The 16,887-nt window shown below is 44.1% G+C and carries 11 protein-coding genes; 4 read left to right on the plus strand and 7 right to left on the minus strand.

The features are described from left to right. Positions 1 to 3: 3 nt before the first annotated feature. The 3 genes from QQ041_RS20190 to QQ041_RS20200 all read right to left on the minus strand — a co-directional run bounded on the left by QQ041_RS20190 (position 4) and on the right by QQ041_RS20200 (position 3,117). A complete protein-coding gene (locus tag QQ041_RS20190) occupies positions 4 to 1,665 on the minus strand; it encodes a 4Fe-4S dicluster domain-containing protein (protein ID WP_285954917.1) in 1,662 nt (553 codons plus the stop codon). A 299-nt stretch (positions 1,666 to 1,964) separates the two neighbouring features. Further along, positions 1,965 to 2,663 carry a DUF3306 domain-containing protein gene (locus QQ041_RS20195; protein ID WP_285954918.1) on the minus strand — a complete coding sequence of 233 codons (699 nt, stop codon included), beginning with the start codon at positions 2,661 to 2,663 and terminating at the stop codon, positions 1,965 to 1,967. Beyond that, entirely contained in the window at positions 2,653 to 3,117 is a 465-nt protein-coding gene (locus tag QQ041_RS20200) for a DUF3305 domain-containing protein (protein ID WP_285954919.1), read from the minus strand. Before QQ041_RS20200 ends, QQ041_RS20195 begins: the two co-directional genes overlap by 11 nt. A gap of 354 nt (positions 3,118 to 3,471) precedes the next feature. On the opposite strand from QQ041_RS20200, the gene fdhD reads away from it, so the two are divergent. Continuing rightward, a complete protein-coding gene (gene fdhD / locus QQ041_RS20205; protein ID WP_285954920.1) occupies positions 3,472 to 4,311 on the plus strand; it encodes a formate dehydrogenase accessory sulfurtransferase FdhD in 840 nt (279 codons plus the stop codon). A gap of 297 nt (positions 4,312 to 4,608) precedes the next feature. Then, positions 4,609 to 6,498, plus strand: coding sequence for a methyl-accepting chemotaxis protein (locus QQ041_RS20210; RefSeq protein WP_285954921.1), 1,890 nt, complete (start codon positions 4,609 to 4,611; stop codon positions 6,496 to 6,498). 133 nt (positions 6,499 to 6,631) lie between these two features. On the opposite strand, the gene QQ041_RS20215 is transcribed toward QQ041_RS20210, so the two are convergent. Continuing rightward, complete coding sequence (locus tag QQ041_RS20215) at positions 6,632 to 8,215, minus strand: ABC-F family ATPase (protein ID WP_086711529.1); 1,584 nt, start codon at positions 8,213 to 8,215, stop codon at positions 6,632 to 6,634. Between the two features lie 451 nt (positions 8,216 to 8,666). Between QQ041_RS20215 and QQ041_RS20220 the strand changes: the two genes are divergently transcribed. Then, positions 8,667 to 11,012, plus strand: coding sequence for an ATP-binding protein (locus tag QQ041_RS20220; RefSeq protein WP_285954922.1), 2,346 nt, complete (start codon positions 8,667 to 8,669; stop codon positions 11,010 to 11,012). 1 nt (position 11,013) lies between these two features. Further along, positions 11,014 to 11,901 (plus strand): mechanosensitive ion channel family protein, encoded by an 888-nt coding sequence (locus QQ041_RS20225; RefSeq protein WP_048612067.1) that lies wholly within the window; start codon positions 11,014 to 11,016, stop codon positions 11,899 to 11,901. A 138-nt stretch (positions 11,902 to 12,039) separates the two neighbouring features. Here QQ041_RS20225 and QQ041_RS20230 read toward each other — a convergent pair whose 3' ends face one another. The 3 genes from QQ041_RS20230 to QQ041_RS20240 all read right to left on the minus strand — a co-directional run. Continuing rightward, positions 12,040 to 13,659: a methyl-accepting chemotaxis protein gene (locus QQ041_RS20230; protein WP_285954923.1), complete on the minus strand. Its 1,620-nt coding sequence runs from the start codon at positions 13,657 to 13,659 to the stop codon at positions 12,040 to 12,042. A gap of 261 nt (positions 13,660 to 13,920) precedes the next feature. Further along, positions 13,921 to 15,948 carry a cache domain-containing protein gene (locus QQ041_RS20235; RefSeq protein WP_285954924.1) on the minus strand — a complete coding sequence of 676 codons (2,028 nt, stop codon included), beginning with the start codon at positions 15,946 to 15,948 and terminating at the stop codon, positions 13,921 to 13,923. Then, the coding region (locus QQ041_RS20240; protein ID WP_285954925.1) for a sigma-54-dependent Fis family transcriptional regulator at positions 15,938 to 16,887 on the minus strand (950 nt) is incomplete at its 5' end. The genes QQ041_RS20240 and QQ041_RS20235, both read right to left, overlap by 11 nt.

Below are 16,887 nucleotides of genomic sequence, written 5' to 3' on the forward strand. Positions count from 1 at the left end.
CTCCTAGTATTTCAATTGATTCAATGGGTCTTGAGCCATTGAGTCGAACATGTCCACTACACGACAGTCTTCACACATCGCAATACGATTAATCGCAGTTTCATCTGAAAAATGAGAGTGACCGCGTAACTTGTTCTGTAACATGTCAATCATAGACTGTGGAGCGAATGGCTTATGGCAACGTAAACATTCCGCTGCTTTCTCCTCATGAATCACAACTGCTTGTTGACGTTCTTCTTTCACCCAATTCATACGAGGCGTTAGAGTGAGAACATTCTCAGGACATGCCTTTTCACACAGACCACATTGAATACAGTCTTGTTCTACAAACTTAAGTGATGGAGAAGCACCGTCAGTATGAAGAGCACGTGTAGGACACACAGCCACACAACTCATACACAAAGTACAATCTTTGCTTTCACACGAAACCGTGCCGTATGGTGCATTCGAAGGAAGTTCAACGATATTCTCGACAGGAATGCGAGATGAAGACATAGCATCGAGTGCAGTGAATAGACGTTGACGTTTGTTGCCTTGAAGATCGCCAAGTGCAAGGTCGAAAGAATCAACGCACAGTGTTGGAGGCCCTTCACGTAGAGACTCTAAATACAGGATATCGATGGTTTCTTTTGGAACACCGATTTGGTCTAGTAGCTCTTGAGCAATCCCGACTTCGTTATTCAGAACACGAATGATCGTCTCTGGCATAAAACGAGAAGCAGCAAACAGAACCTGAGTCGCCCCATTCACTAGCGCTGCAAACCAAGTATCAATACCAATAGAAGGCAGTTCTTCAACCACGATTGGAATAACGTTATCTGGTAGTGCTTTTAGCGCCATTACATTGTAAGTCTCATGACGAGAGCTACAGATAAGTACGATTGGATCCAGACCGCCCGCATGTTCATAGTTAGCTAGCGTACGTTCAATGAACTTTTGAGTATCGTCAGGGCTTGGAAGCGCATAGGTAATCGCTTCGGTAGGACAGCTTGTTGCACAAGTTCCTACGCCTTGACATAGATAAGGGTTAATCTCGATCTTGTGACCTGTTTTGTCTGAGCCTTCACTTGATAGTGCGCCAGCAGGACAAGCGTCAACACAACGTTCACACCCTTTTACGCCACGAGAACTGTGCGCACAAAGGTCAGTGTCTAAACGGAAGAACTTAGGCTTATCAAATGTCCCCATTAGCGTTGGAATCTCTTCCAGTGCTTCGGCCAGTTTTGGATAGCCTCGGCCCACTGGGTAATAACCCGGTACAGGAACTTCTTCTGTCATGCAGCTATTCAGACATAGGTCTAGAACAACATCGAAACAATCGTGATTAATCGCGATTTTCGCCAAGTTGCTTGATGTGCCTTTACTCTCAATCACAACTTCAAACGTACCAAGGAAACCGGATACTTGAACCGAATTCGCGAAGTACAGTTCTGGGTTTTTGCCCTTTTCGCCGTCTGTCGACAATAAGGTTAAGCTCGTCAATTGAGGTAATTGAGCCGCAGCACTTTCAATGATCGCAGTTGGACCAATAATTAGCGTATTACCACCACTTTCATAACTTACTGTCGGTGGAATCAGATTTGTTAACTCAACTGTATTTTCAAATGCATACAGCCTTGCTTTAGCGTTATTTGAAGTTGCTTGTTCTAATAATTGTTTAAGCATTGCTCAGTTCCATCTTTGGACATGGATAATCTGTTCAACCTTCATTGTAGTAAGCGATAGAGAACTTGCTGAGTAATCCGTTAACAACTAACCCTTTAGCCAGTGTCCCGATCGTCAGACTATGAATTCGCCTATCTACAAAAAAGTTGATAATAAACGTTATTTAGCAAATGCCATGCCAATTTAATAACCCTTATATATCAGCAATTTAATCCTTTATAGCGTTTATTGTGCGTATAAAAAAACCGCTTGGGACATTTTGTCGCAAGCGGTTCATTGAGTATTTAGTCAAAATGTACCTATTCTTTGTGTGGTATATTTTGTCCCATCTCTTTCAAGTCATCTTCGTCTGATGTTGTAGCGTTATTACTTACCACTGTTCTTTTGTACAGTTGTTTTTCTTCTTCGGTTATTTCAGCACTTTCTGACGTTTCAAGTTCATTATCAGATACCTCAAAATCGCTTTCAGAATTTCCTAAAACTTCACCTTCATCCTTATTATCAATGACTTGCTCTTCTTCTGGTGCAGTTTCTTCTTCCGTTTTGTCTGTAACCCAATCACGCAAGGTTTCCGCAACCCCTTCAGAAAGAGACTTCAAATTACTGTAATCGTCGTCGTAATCATCTAAACCATCACGTACGTTAAACTCTTCCGATAGAAATAATTTACGTAGTGCCGCTTTTTTTACGCTTTCTGAGGCTTCTGACACCAATAATTGAGCAACAGACAAGTCTTCAGTCGTTTCTGATGCTATCTCCTGAGAGTCAATAGCTTGAGAATCGACAGCATGAGCATCTTCATTGTGTTCTGGAGACTCATTTTCTAAAGTCCCACGTTCTAGTGATTCCGATGTTTCTACGTCTATAGATGAAGCAGCAGAAGAAGCCTTTGAGGAAGTAAGCTCGGTATCCTCAAGTATTTGTTCCGCTTCAAGTGCTTTATCAGTCGATTCATCAAGCTTTCGTTGAGACCAACGGCTAAAAAAGTTAGTTGCCATTTGATCGACCCGCGCCTTTACGTTTTTTACGTCTTGCTTCTAGTAGTTCGCCATGACGACCGATGAATGCTTCCATCCAAGCCTGTACGGGCAAAGGAATGTCGTATGAAAGGACTTGATTGTCACCGTCCATGTATTGCCCTGCAACGGTTTGTGATGCTGTAAGTAACTGAATAACTGGCTTAACACCAGAATCGACATTATCCATCACTAAGAAAAGCTTAGGTTGCTGAGAGCTTAGGTTGAAACGATAGTCTGTACGCTCGTCTTTATGTAATTGGAGTAAACAAACGTCTTGGGCATCATCTTCTGGCGACAGTTCAAACCCCATCAATTCCCATTGCGTCGTTACCCAGATACCTGTTTTGATCTCTTTCTCTATTCTTTGGACACCGATTGGCCAAGCTGCTTCTGTTTTTTCATATTGTTCTTTGAATTCTTTTATCTCAGACATACTTCACCCAATTGATTTTCTTTGGTCTGAATGCACTTAGGACATTTTGTACTGTGCGCAATCATATACATCCCATAAAGCAATAAACACGCCAATACAGATTAACTACGAGAGCGTATCTATAGCGTTCGTTATCAAGTTGTCACTATAACGTTAGTCGATACTGGTTATTTCAGACAACTCCACTCGGTGAACTCTCATATTTTGCGCTATTTTAATCGAATGCTTCATGTTTTCCTGAATACCCGTTATTTTGGAATAAGATTTGCTTTAAGCATGAGTTAAAGAATCGATGAACAAGAACGGCATTAGACCCTCTTGTTACAACCCTATCTCATTAAGTAGGAAGTGATTGTGGTAAAACCAAACATAATAAAAACTAGCGAAAACCCACTTCAAACAATCGAAGTTGAAGTGTTTGATGAATATGGTGAGAAGCTAACCAAACAGATCGCTTGTGAACGCCCTCTTACCGTTATGTTGAACTGGAAAGAGATCGTAACGTTAATGACATTGGGCTCTCGTCCGGAGTCATTAGTATTGGGCTATTTGAAAAACCAAAGCTTCCTTTCCGACCCAGAAGCGGTTGAATCTATTATCATCGATTGGGAAACCAGCTCTGCAGCGGTTATCACCAAAGAAGATACAAGCCAACTTGAGCAAGCGCTTAAGAAGAAAACAGTAACCTCTGGCTGCGGTCAAGGTACCATGTATGGCAACGTGATGAAGCAGTTGGAAGATTACCAGGTGCCTCAAAACAAGATTAAGCAATCTGAAATCTACACAGCGCTTGAAGCGTTGACTCATTACAACGATACCTACAAGAAAGCAGGCGCGGTGCACGGTTGTGCTGTTTGCAAAGACGACCAAGTGTTGTCGTTTGTGGAGGATGTAGGCCGTCACAATGCCGTTGACACATTGGCTGGTGAGATGTGGCTTAACAAGGAGTCAGGTGAAGACAAAATCTTTTACACTACAGGTCGTTTGACTTCTGAGATGGTGATTAAGGTTGCGCAGATGGGTATCCCTGTTCTTCTATCACGTTCTGGCGTGACCCAAATGGGCTTAGATTTGGCGCAGAAGTTCGGTATCACCACGATTGCTCGTGCTAAAGGTCTACGCTTCCAAGTCTTCACGGGCGCAGACAAGATCGATTTTGATGTAAAGGGTGAGCAAGCGTCGTCAGAAGACTAGATCTCCCCCTGCTACGAGTGAATAAATAATGCCGTTCATTAAGGTTGATGAACGGCATTTTTATTTAAGTAGGGATAAGTCGTTGGTTCGCGAAACGATGATGCCCAATTTAAGTTAAGCGCATAAGGCTATTAATTCCGTTTCTTTACACAATTACATCTCCTTAACTTTCAATACGAAACCAATCTTGCTTTACGAGCCCCATAAGCTATTAGTTACATATCCATCATTTAAATGTATCTAATAACTATTAAACATTGATGGACATGAAACGTCATAGGCTAAAGGGAGTTAACCATGAACAATCCATCGGAACCTCAGAATCGTTTGCTGTCTCTTTCTATTCGCAGTAAGTTTATTTTAATCAACCTCACCCTGTTTATTTCTGTTTTTATCTATGCCATCTACGAGCAGTTCAGCTTAGACAAATTGGAATCATTGGAGATCGCTGCTACCGAAAACCTCAGAAGCTCAGTTGATTTATTAACGCTTAGGCGACATGAGAAAGACTTTTTGTCTCGCCACGATAAAAAATACGCAGAGCGTTTCGATAAAACCGCCGACACATTGAATCAAAGATTGGTGACGTTGAACCAAACCCTAACCTCGCATGAGCTTCAACTGACCAATCAAATGACCAAGATCTCCGATACTCTTCATCAGTACCAGAAACAGTTCCACCAGATCGTCAATCAAGTTAACGACATTGAACGCACAACCGCACCTTTGGGCTTTGTGGCAGCTCTCGATGGAAAAAGAACAGCGCTGAAATCGGCAATCGAATCAGAATCAAGTTTGGCACTAGAACTTGCGTTGTTAGAGCTGATCGAAAAAGACTTCCATTACCTCGCACATATTAATAACCAAACGAATGCGGCGTTAACCAATGCTCTTGTTGAGTTTGAACCCTACTCCCAAACCTCGATTGCGACTGAACAAGCTTATTCCGAATATAAGGCTGCAGTTGAAACTCTTTTGGTTGCTAACAGCAATCTAGGTTTGTCTGCAGAGTTGGGGCTTAGAGGGGCCTTACGTAGCAATGTTCACCAAACGGAACAAGCCATTGAAGAAGTGCAGAATGAGATAAGCCAAGCGATTACAGCGGCAGTTAGACACACACAGAATATGTTGCATCTGTTTGGCGCAGCTATCGTCGCTCTGCTTTCTCTGTTATTGGTGTTCATCGGTCGCAACATCCTGGGGCGTATTAAAGCGATAAACGTGATGATGGAGTCTATTGCTCATGGCGATGGTGACCTAACCGTTCGCATGAACGCAAAAGGCAATGACGAGCTCGCTCAACTTGCCCACTCGTTCGATACCTTCATCAATAAACTGCACGGCAACATCAAAGAGCTATCCGGCGTGATGACGGTGCTGACAGACAGTTCATGCAGCTCTGAAGAAGCGGCAGTTAAAAGCATGAGCAATGCAGAAAAACAAAAGCAGCAATCTGAATCGGTAGCGACGGCAGTCAACGAGTTAGTGATGACCAGTAATGAAGTGACGGCGAACATCGAAAATGCCGCAACCAATGCCGAGAAGATCAAAGAAAATGCCCATCAAGCGTTACAAAAGACACAATCAACCAACGACAGTATTAATGTCTTGGCAGAAAACATTGCAGAATCTCAGGATCTCATCGTTCAGCTTGAAGAACAGAGTCGTGAAATCAATCAGGTGGTCACTACCATTCAAGGTATTGCTGAGCAAACTAACCTATTAGCACTCAATGCTGCGATTGAAGCGGCGCGTGCTGGCGATCATGGGCGAGGTTTCGCTGTGGTTGCATCCGAAGTCCGAGAGCTTTCACTAATGACCAACGACTCAACCCATCAAATAGAATCCACGATTCATGGTTTAACCACTGGAATAGACAAGACCGTCGCCAAGATGACAGCGAGCTTAGAGCAAACTGAGCTGGTGAAAAGCCAAACCAAAGACGTGGTGAATGCGATAGAAGGCATACACTTCCAAGTTGGCGAGATGTTCGACTTAAACAGTCAGATCTCAACAGCGTCCGAAGAGCAATCGATGGTTTCAGTAGAGATTGACCGAAACATTACGGATATCGCTCATCTTGCCAGTGATACCTATACCGTGGTTTCTGGATCCGTGCGTTGTAGTGAACAAGTCTCGAGTGTGAGTGTGAAGCTAGAGAAGATTGTCGCGCAGTTTAAGTACTAGTGATTAGCGCAAACTAGTTAATTTATGTAGTATGAAAAAACAAAAGGCCTCTCTCTTATTGCTAAGATAGAGGCCTTTCTAATTTTGAATACGTACTAACGTGTTGCTACGTATTAACTCTCGCTACACGACATTAGCCGCGTGCTTTTAAGAATTCAGCGTAAGTACCGCGGAAATCGTTGATCTTGCCATCTTTGATTTCAAGGATACGAGTTGCTAGAGAGTCTACGAATACACGGTCGTGAGATACGAAGAACAATGTGCCTTTGTAGTTCTCAAGAGCCAAGTTAAGCGCTTCGATAGATTCCATATCCATGTGGTTCGTTGGTTCATCCATAAGAAGGATGTTTGGCTTGTGCATCATGATCTTGCCAAGAAGCATACGACCTTGCTCACCACCAGAGATAACCTTTACAGATTTCTTGATGTCGTCTTGGCCAAACAGCATACGACCTAGGAAGCCACGAACAACTTGCTCGTCTTCGCCTTCTTGGCGCCATTGGCTCATCCAATCAAACAGGTTCATGTCTGTCTCGAAATCGTGTGCGTGATCTTGAGCGTAGTAACCGATGTTTGAGTTTTCAGACCACTTGTACTCACCAGTGCGAGGTTCTAGTGCGCCAGCTAGTGTGTTAAGTAGTGTTGTTTTACCTACACCGTTTTCACCGATGATAGCAACACGCTCACCTACTTCGAAGATGGCATCGAACTTGTTGTAAAGATCTTCTTCAAAACCTTGAGATAGGTTTTCAACCACAAGTGCGTTACGGAATAGCTCTTTAGACTGTTCGAAACGGATGAATGGGTTTTGACGGCTAGACGCTTTAACTTCGTCTAGTTGAATCTTGTCGATTTGCTTAGCACGAGACGTTGCTTGCTTCGCTTTAGATGCGTTAGCAGAGAAACGAGAAACGAACGTTTGAAGTTCAGCAATTTGTGCTTTCTTCTTAGCGTTGTCAGACAGTAGACGTTCACGAGCTTGAGTCGCAGCCGTCATGTACTCATCGTAGTTACCTGGGAATAGACGAAGTTCGCCGTAATCAAGGTCAGCCATGTGTGTACAAACCGAGTTTAGGAAGTGACGGTCGTGCGAAATGATGATCATTGTGCAGTTACGTTGGTTTAGCGTATCTTCCAACCACTTGATGGTGTCCATGTCCAAGTTGTTCGTTGGTTCGTCAAGAAGCATGATATGCGGGTCTGCAAACAGTACTTGAGACAATAGAACACGAAGTTTCCAACCCGGTGCCACTTCGCTCATCAGACCGAAGTGCATTGACTCTTCAATACCTACAGCAAGAAGAAGCTCACCGGCTTTAGCTTCTGCCATGTAGCCGTCCATTTCAGCGAACTGAACTTCAAGGTCAGCCACCTTCATGCCGTCTTCTTCGCTCATTTCTGGCAAAGAGTAAATGCGGTCACGCTCTTGCTTAATAGCCCAAAGCTCTTTGTGACCCATGATAACCGTATCAATTACCGTGAATTCTTCGTAAGCAAATTGGTCTTGGTTTAGCTTAGCGACGCGCTCGTTTGGATCGTAGCTTACGTTACCAGAAGTCGGCTCTAGTTCACCCGATAGGATCTTCATGAACGTCGATTTACCACAGCCATTCGCGCCGATTAAACCGTAGCGGTTGCCTTCGCCGAACTTAACTGAAATATTTTCGAAAAGTGGCTTAGCGCCGAATTGTTGGGTGATATTTGCTGTGGAGATCAATGCCATTACCTTCTTAATGTGAAAAACGTCGCAACGTTACTTGTTCAGGGCTTTAACTGCAAGTATTGATTGCATTTACCCGCTATTAAGTGAGTGATAACCCAGCCAAATCATAGTTTGAGCTAACTCACACTTTTGATTTTCAATTTGCTGCCTAAAATCCGTCGATTTTCAGGGGAAACAAAATATCGAACAGCGACCTATAATGGGCGGTATATAACGTCCTAAATCATGCCAACCATTGAATATATCGTATGCTGATTGGTCGCAGTGAAACTAACCTGACCAAAGCAACAGCAGACATAGGCAAGACTAGCCTAATCCCTGACAATTTCATGACAAAATCGGTCGAAACAGGAATAAAGTACTCGCCCCCGATACCGGATTGGATTTCACAAAGTCAGATTAACTAACTATAGTAATCCTAACCTCATAATTCTAAGAGACTTTTATGCGTTCACTATCGCGCTTCTTAATCCTCACTTTGGCCATTCTCTCTTGGCCTAGTCATGCCAACTTGGAATATGACTTACAATCTCAGCCGCAGGTATCCGATTCTGCTGTTGCCCTTGATGAGCGAATTGATTCGTTACCCGACCCTCTATTTATGGAAGCGTCGGATAGACGTCAGGTCAACATTTTGCTTGCCGAAGTTCTGCGAGTCCAAAAGCAAGAGATCAAAACCTTCGAGCAACAGATAAAAGCTTACCGAGATAACAGCGACGTCGATCAATGGTTTGCCGTTCAAACCAGTTACGTCACTTTGAATAGCTTGAACGTGAGTAAGCAGCACCTGTTAGAACAGACAAACTCTGCAAACAAAGATCGCTTAACAGGTTTTGGCCCTTATGGTGTCACCCAATTTAAGCAAGAGTGGGAATTAACCAAGCTCAATATTGAGTATCTTGTTTACTTCCAAATTCGTAGCTTTAAAGCGCTTGTTAAAGACATCTTCATTTCGCCAGTGCCTGTGATTGGTGCATCGTTAAAAGTGCTATTCATCTACTTTGGTTTAGTGTGGTGGCTTGCCAACAGCACCCGTTTGATCGAGTTGTTTAGAATTAATTTTCTTGAAGCGAAAACGAACCCTCCTTTTTTAGTAAGGGTAATCTGGTATATCAGTCGCGCTGATCGTGCGATTGCTTGGCTCATTGCCATAACCCTTTCACTCAGGGTACTTTCGAGTATCCCTAGTCTACAGCATCTGATTTTCCTCGAGATCTTCACTTGGTGGATTCTAGGTGGTTCGATTGCCATCAGCTTTATTCTTGAACTGGCCTACCGCTTGGGTCGTACATCTAATAAAGAAGTGATAGCGCTTCGTCTATCGACTATTCGCCGTTATGTATGGAGCTTCATTGTTGCGGGTGTGACTCTGCAAATTTCGAGTATTACGTTAGGCAAAGGCACTATCTATAGTTGGATCTACAGCGCTCTGTTTTTCTGGTTTGTACTGGTTACCATTTCGGTACTCAGATTATGGCGAGCGAAAGTCTTTGATACTCTGCAACACATCTCCGATCGTCCCGTATGGGTGAATTGGGCGGTGAACCGAAAAGATACCTTCCTACTGAATATACTCGCGACAGCAATTGGCATCGTATGGTTGAGTGTTTACAACTTCCAACACCGCATCATGGCATTGCTATCCAATTACACGCTGTTTAGCCAAGCCTTGGCGTATCTGTTTAGAATCGAAGTGGCTAAGCAGTCTGATCTTGATAAAAATCAGCAAAACTTGGTTCGAATCAAAGGCGATCAAACCTATGAATACATTCTGCCGGGTAATATCGACAGCACGCTAATTGATTATGCGGGTGACGAAATTAAGCAACTGTCTCGCTACTTGATGTCGGACAGCCCTGCTATCTGTATTGTGTCAGGCGAACGTGGTGTTGGCGCGACGACGCTGCTTTATACTTTATTGCACAAAGTCTCTAACGCAGAGCCCGTTTATGTGAGCTGTCCTTATGCCGGTTACCAAGAACTTTTAGCGCATCTTGCCGTTAGTATTGGTTTGGAAGAAGAAGCCACTGAGATTCAGATCTTGGCGCATTTGCGTAAGAGCAATACGACTTACCTTATTGCGATTGATAACGCACAACGACTGGTGAAACCAATGGTCGGTGGCTTGTCTGATTTGATTCGTTTAACCAACCTTCTGCGTCGCTCTAAAAAGAACCACCGTGTCGTGATATCGATTGCCAAATCGAGCTGGCGGTTTGTTGATAGAGCGCGTGGCGAACGCCTGTTGTTTGACTTGGTGTGTTTCCTTCCTCGTTGGACAGAAAAACAAGTTGGTGAGCTTTTGAATAGCCGTATTAACAAGGAGCTTGAAAAGCCGTTGTCTTTTGATGGCTTAGTAGTCCCTAAACAGTGGGACCAAGATGATATGAGTGAAGAAGAACGTGCACGCCAAGGTTTCTATCGAATCTTGTGGCACTACTCTGATGGTAACCCTACCGTTGCGTTGCGTTTCTTCCGACTCTCTTTGAACCGAAATAAAGAGACAGATCAAGCCGTGGTGCGTTTGTTCCATGTTCCTGAAGCGCAGGAACTGGAGAATATGCCGAAACCGATGTTGGCTGTATTGCGCTCTATTGTGCAATTGGAAATCGCATCTCCGGAAGTTTTATCTGAATGTACACAACTGAGTACGGCAGAAATAACGGGGATTCTGCGTTACTTTGAAAGCCGTGGTTATATTGGTTGGCATGAAGAAAAGGCTCGGATTTCTGAGCACTGGTTCCGCCATATTACGAACGTTCTCGACCGTCAACATCTACTGGTGAAGTAAAATGAAGAAGTTATTTATCCTACTATTTGTTGGCTTGGCAAGTGCTGTCAGTTTCCCGACCTTTGCGACAGAAGAGTTAGCCAATGTAGAAAACATCTCAAAGATAGCTAGCCTTGTGCGCTGGAGCGGCGTGTTCTTCTCCATGATTGTTATTGCTGCAATGTGGTTATTGCTCAAGTTCATCAACTCGATGGTGACCAGTTTTGGTAGTCAGTTCGTGCAATATCGAATGTTGCTACAGAAATTGCAGTCGTTTACTCAGTTCTTTATTTACGTGAGCACCGGTCTTATCGTGTTCATGATGAGTTTTAGAATCAACGACCAAATACTGGCTTTGATTGGTGGTACCCTCGCTGTATCCGTTGGTTTTGCGCTTAAAGATTTGGCGGCATCATTCATCGCGGGTATTACGGTGATGATTGATAGACCGTTTCAAGTAGGTGACCGCGTCACGTTCGAAGGTAACTACGGGGACATTATCACTATTGGTTTGCGTTCTGTGCGTATGAGAACTTTGAATGACGACATCATTACCATCCCGAACAACAAGTTCTTAAATGAAGTGACGACGAGCGGTAACTATGGTGCATTGGATATGCAGGTCGTGATTCCGTTTTACGTAGGAATGGATGAAGACATCACCCTAGCCCGTGACTTGATTCAAGAAGCTGCGTCTTCAAGCCGTTACATCCACTTGCCTAAGCCTGTTACGGTTCTGGTTAAACAGACGATTACGGATAACTACCTGGCGATACAGTTAACTTGTAAGGCTTACGTCGTCGATACAGCTTATGAAAAGTTGTTTGAAACAGACATTACCTTGCGTGTGATGAAAGAGTTCAAAAAGCACAACATCAACCCACCGAAGATTTCAGTGGCAGCGCATTAATTGAAGCTGGTTTAAGGTTTACGTTCGGAGATTGTAATCCCCGAGATACCAATAAACGAAAACACCTCCGGACTTATCTCGAGTGCGGAGGTGTTTTTTTATTCGATTTGTCTGCGCTAAGAGTAAGCGCTGCTGGATTTATACCTTAAAGTATTTCAACTGTTCAGTAAGGTGCTCTGTTGTGTTGGCCATTTTCTGGCTGTCTTCTGCTAGCGATTGTGAGGCCTGAAGTACTTCGTTTGCAGCTAGGTGAATCCCAGTGACACTTTCACTCATTTCAGTTGCTACCGTACTTTGCTGTTCTGAAGCCGCTGCGATTTGTGCGACCATGTCATTGGCGTTGTGAAGCTCATTCACAATCACATCAAGTTGTTGGCGAGTCTCGTTAGATGCGACAACACTGTGGTCAACCTTCTCATTGCTGCTTTGCATTGCTTTGAAGGTGCGTTCCGCTTGTTGAGTCAGTTTTTCAATTGTGGATTGAACTTCGTTCGTTGAATTTTGAGTCCGGCTAGCAAGATTACGGACTTCATCCGCGACAACCGCGAACCCTCTTCCTTGCTCTCCTGCACGTGCCGCCTCTATTGCTGCGTTAAGTGCTAATAAGTTCGTTTGTTCTGATACATCACGAATGACGCTCACAACTTGACTTATCTCGCTTACACCGGATTGTAGGTCTCTTACCAATTCGTTAGCCGTAGAGATGTTCTCTGAAACTTGAGAGATGGTTTTAGAAGTGACCTGCATGTTGTCATCGTTTTGGTTGGCATGATCGACGACTTTATTGGTACTTGCCGCCGTGCTCTCTGCATTGACCGCGACATCTGAAATAGTGGCGCTCATTTCTGTCATCGCAGTAGACAATAATTCAAGCTGAGCATGTTGCGAGTTGACACTGGTCGCCGCCTCTTCACTCGCTTGAGCAATGTGACTTGCCATATTGCTCGATAGATCCGCAGATTCATTGGCGGTACGTAGTGTACTTTGCAGCTTATCAAGCATGGTGTCGATCTGTTGGCTCATATCACCCAGCTCATCTTTGCGCGTCATGTTCATACGTACACGAAGGTCGCCATCGGCAATCTTATGGGTGTTATCGATAAGCTTATTAAGAGGTACAAGGATGTTATTGGATATCGCGTAGCCCATTGCAAACAGTAGGCCAGACAACACAACCGCAACCATTCCTTCTTTAATCGCCAACGCGTAGAATGCATCTTGAATATCAGCGACCAATATTCCAGAACCTAACACCCAATTCCATTCAGGAAAAAGTTGTACGTACGATATCTTATCTTTTAACTCTCCATTCGGACTCTTCCATTGGTAGTCAAGAAAGCCTTTCTGTTGTGCAGTTTGAGAGATGGTCACCATCTCACGCCAGTGGTACTTGCCCGCACCGTCTCTTAAGTTACCCGCATTCTTGCCATTGAGTTCTGGCTTAAGGGGATGACTAATAATGTTGAGTTGTTGGTTTAAGATCCAAAAATAGTTGGTGCTGTCATAGCGAAGCGTCTCAATGGCTTGAAGTGCTTGTTTCTTTGCTGTCTCTTCGCCAAGGATATTTCGTTGGTCATAATAGTGTTGAGCTAAGCTTACTGCTGTTTCGACTTGAGCACTGAGTTTATCTTGCCGCTCTTCCAAGGAGCTAGCGCGCTGTTGCATTAGATTAAAAGTGGATGTCATTACCAAGAGAACAACCGATAGAATGACGATGGAGACGAGTTTTGATTTGATAGATAGGTTACTTAATTTCATAGCTGACTGACTTTATTATTTGTTTTGATTATGGATTTTCGGCCAAGGTATCAAAATTTCGTACAGTTCAGATGATATGCATCAAGATCGAAAGATATACACTGTGTTACATAAGCAAAAAGAGGTGCTCGTCAAATCAGCAGAGGTTGAGATCTCGCTTGCGATAGATTAGTAGTGCGGGATTTTCGTGCTTGGCCTGAAAGCTCAAGTAACAGCCCAAGCACTTAATGTAATTGTCGAGTGACAGCCGGTAAAATTAACTTAGAGATTCGACACCAATAATTGAGGTGTAGCTTTTTGTTGGAGGTAGATACTAAAGCGACTTCCCTTGCCTACCTCAGATTCAACTCGGATCTCGCCACCCGTTTGGCTCAAGATACTTTGAGAAACTGACAAACCTAGGCCTGTACCGTCTCTTTTGGTGGTATAGAAAGGCGAGAAAATGCGTTTCAGTTGCTCTTCCTTAATGCCGCAGCCTTCATCTTGAACATGAACGATAGCGCCATGAGACACGCCATTTTCAACCCAATCTTCACTCGAAATGGTTAACGTGCCCTGTCCGTCCATTGCATGAATCGCATTCATTTGTAGGTTAACCAGAATCTGCAGCAATTGGTTTCGGTTCACTTCTACGGAGGTTCTAGCATTCAATTGCGAGACATACACAATGCCTTTCTTCTTCGCGCCAGTCTTTACGAGCGTAATACTTTCATCCACAATTGGATTGATATGCTGCCACGTGATTTCGTCTTGTACGCCACCGTGCCGGCTGTATTGTAGTAGGCTTCGTGTAATATTTCGGATTCGGTCAATCTGCTCCATGATGGCGTGGACCTCTTCATCGACGCGGCCCACTTCATCACCGAGTTCAAACTTCATCAGTTCAACATTGCCAAGAATTACTGCCGTTGGGTTATTGATCTCATGAGCAATGCCTGCCGTGAGTTCACCGAGTGCTGCTAATTTTTCATTAACCACCAGCTTATCTCGGGCTTGATTGAGAAGCTTGATATGCAGTTCCAGTTCTTCAGTTTTCTCTTTCAAACTGGCGGTACGAGAGTGAACTTTACACTCGAGTTCTAACGCCGCTTGTTGAATCTCTTGATTACGTTCGTGCAGCAGATCTAGCATCTTGTCGAACTGTTTGGCGAGCAGAGTAAGCTCGTGTTGGTCATCTAAGCCTAACGTACCGATACGTTTGTCTTTACCCAATTGCACGAGCTTCACCACTTTATGAATTCTTTCAATTGGGTCGAAAAGATCCCGAGCACCACGGTGAACGATCAACCCAGAAGCAAGCAACAGCAACACAATGATAATGCTGATTTCGCCAAGGTTAGTCAGGTAAGTTTCGATGAGCGGCCATATTAGATAGCCGGTATACAGCATGCCGATTACGTTATTAAACTGGTCGTGGATCGGTTGGTAAGCCGTGATGTACCAAGCATCGTACACATACGCTCGATCTAGCCACTCTTTGCCTTCGTTCAGGACTTTTGAGTGAACCTCATGAGAAACTCGCGTACCTATTGCCCGCCCTACACTGTCTTCACTGCTTAAAGGAACGTTGGTGCTCACACGAAGATCATCAAGGAAGACCGTGACGGTACCGACATGACGATTAAAGTCTTCTCTTTGGGGATAGATAAGATTGCTGATTTGGTCGACAAGTTGAGTGCTGTTATTAAGCAAAATCCCGCCATCAAGAAAACCAATTACATTATCATTGCCATCTTTTACGGGCACAACGGTTCGACTTACCAATCCGCGGGTCTCAACTTCTTGGCCATTAAGCATCGGAACTTCCGCTTTTTTAGCAAGATCCCGATCGAGATGGTTGAGTTCGCTACGGCTTAAGACGCTGAAAAACGAAGACTTGTGAGTCAAATTTAGATATTCGAGTTTCTTTGCCATACTTTCGACACTGCGCCAGCGCAGAAAGTCGAGCTCATAGCGAGATTTGTTTTCAGAAACCCAACGCGTGAGATCCTTTTTAGAAATATCACTCGCGAGTTTGACGCGGAAATTATAAGACTCAGCAAACGCACGAACGTTGTATGCCTGCTGATTTTGAATCAAGTGAATACTGTTCTCTGCCACGTCTAAGCGCTCATCGACATCAATCAGTGCCCCCTGCCACGTGTAATGAACAGACCAATAGAGAGTGATAGCCACAAGTGCACACAAGGTCAAAATGATCGGAGCAGATGTTAGGAATAATAAGCGATAGCGAACCATGGTTTTGAACCGGAACGCCCACTTTGACCACCAATGGCGTCTAATCGGCATATTCAGAGCCTTCTGTGTTCCAATCTTTATATTTACGCTCTAGGGTTTTACGAGCGACGCCAAGATCTCTCGCAGCAGCCGATTTATTACCGTCATGGAAGCTCACAAGTTGTTCTATATGAGACTTCTCCACTTCTTTCAGTGTCCAAGTGTTTGGGTAACCCTCGGCAGCGTCTGCATTATTTAAGTTTGGTATTTCCGCACCATGTGACACCGTCACTGAAATGCTAGCCGGTACAGGATCGCCATTAATCTCGCGCCAATAGTGTGCTGGTGGCTTGTCTAAAAGAATGCATCGTTCGACTAAGTTTTTAAGTTCACGTATATTCCCCGGCCATTCGTATTCATTCATCGCCAAGATATCTTCATGTGCCCAATTGGGAACCGGCATGCCAAGTTCATTCGACAATAGACGAGTGAAATATGGAACAAGCTCAATCAAGTCTGATGGGCGCTCTCTTAGTGGCACAACATCAATCTTAAGTACATTGAGTCGGTAGAACAGATCGCGGCGAAAGTGCCCTTTATCAACCTCTTCCTGAAGATTTCTGTTGGTTGCTGCCACCACGCGTACATCAACGGCAATTTCCTTCTCGCTACCGACTGGACGAATCGTTCTTTGTTCTAACACACGTAACAACGCAGCTTGCATTGGCAGTGGCATTTCACCTATTTCATCAAGGAACAAGGTGCCACCACTTGCGACTCTGAACAGACCCTCACGGTTTTTCTTCGCACCAGTAAATGCGCCAGAGGTGTGTCCAAACAATTCACTTTCGAGAAGCTCCGGGGCAATCGCACCACAGTTGATTGGTACAAATGGTCCGGTGCGTTTGCTGGCTTCATGTACACCACGCGCAACCAACTCTTTACCCGTACCTGACTCACCTTCTATTAAAACTGATGCTCGAGACGGTGCAAATTGACTGATCAATAGTT

This window comes from Vibrio sp. TMPB1044 (assembly GCF_030442075.1).
Classification (GTDB): Bacteria; Pseudomonadota; Gammaproteobacteria; order Enterobacterales; family Vibrionaceae; genus Vibrio; species Vibrio satsumensis.

What these genes read in the sequence shown, in the direction of transcription:
- QQ041_RS20190 (WP_285954917.1), bottom strand. Translation starts at nt 1,665, where the DNA reads ATGCTTAAACAATTATTAGAACAAGCAACTTCAAATAACGCTAAAGCA.
- QQ041_RS20195 (WP_285954918.1), bottom strand. Translation starts at nt 2,663, where the DNA reads ATGGCAACTAACTTTTTTAGCCGTTGGTCTCAACGAAAGCTTGATGAA.
- QQ041_RS20200 (WP_285954919.1), bottom strand. Translation starts at nt 3,117, where the DNA reads ATGTCTGAGATAAAAGAATTCAAAGAACAATATGAAAAAACAGAAGCA.
- QQ041_RS20210 (WP_285954921.1), top strand. Translation starts at nt 4,609, where the DNA reads ATGAACAATCCATCGGAACCTCAGAATCGTTTGCTGTCTCTTTCTATT.
- QQ041_RS20220 (WP_285954922.1), top strand. Translation starts at nt 8,667, where the DNA reads ATGCGTTCACTATCGCGCTTCTTAATCCTCACTTTGGCCATTCTCTCT.
- QQ041_RS20225 (WP_048612067.1), top strand. Translation starts at nt 11,014, where the DNA reads ATGAAGAAGTTATTTATCCTACTATTTGTTGGCTTGGCAAGTGCTGTC.
- QQ041_RS20230 (WP_285954923.1), bottom strand. Translation starts at nt 13,659, where the DNA reads ATGAAATTAAGTAACCTATCTATCAAATCAAAACTCGTCTCCATCGTC.
- QQ041_RS20235 (WP_285954924.1), bottom strand. Translation starts at nt 15,948, where the DNA reads ATGCCGATTAGACGCCATTGGTGGTCAAAGTGGGCGTTCCGGTTCAAA.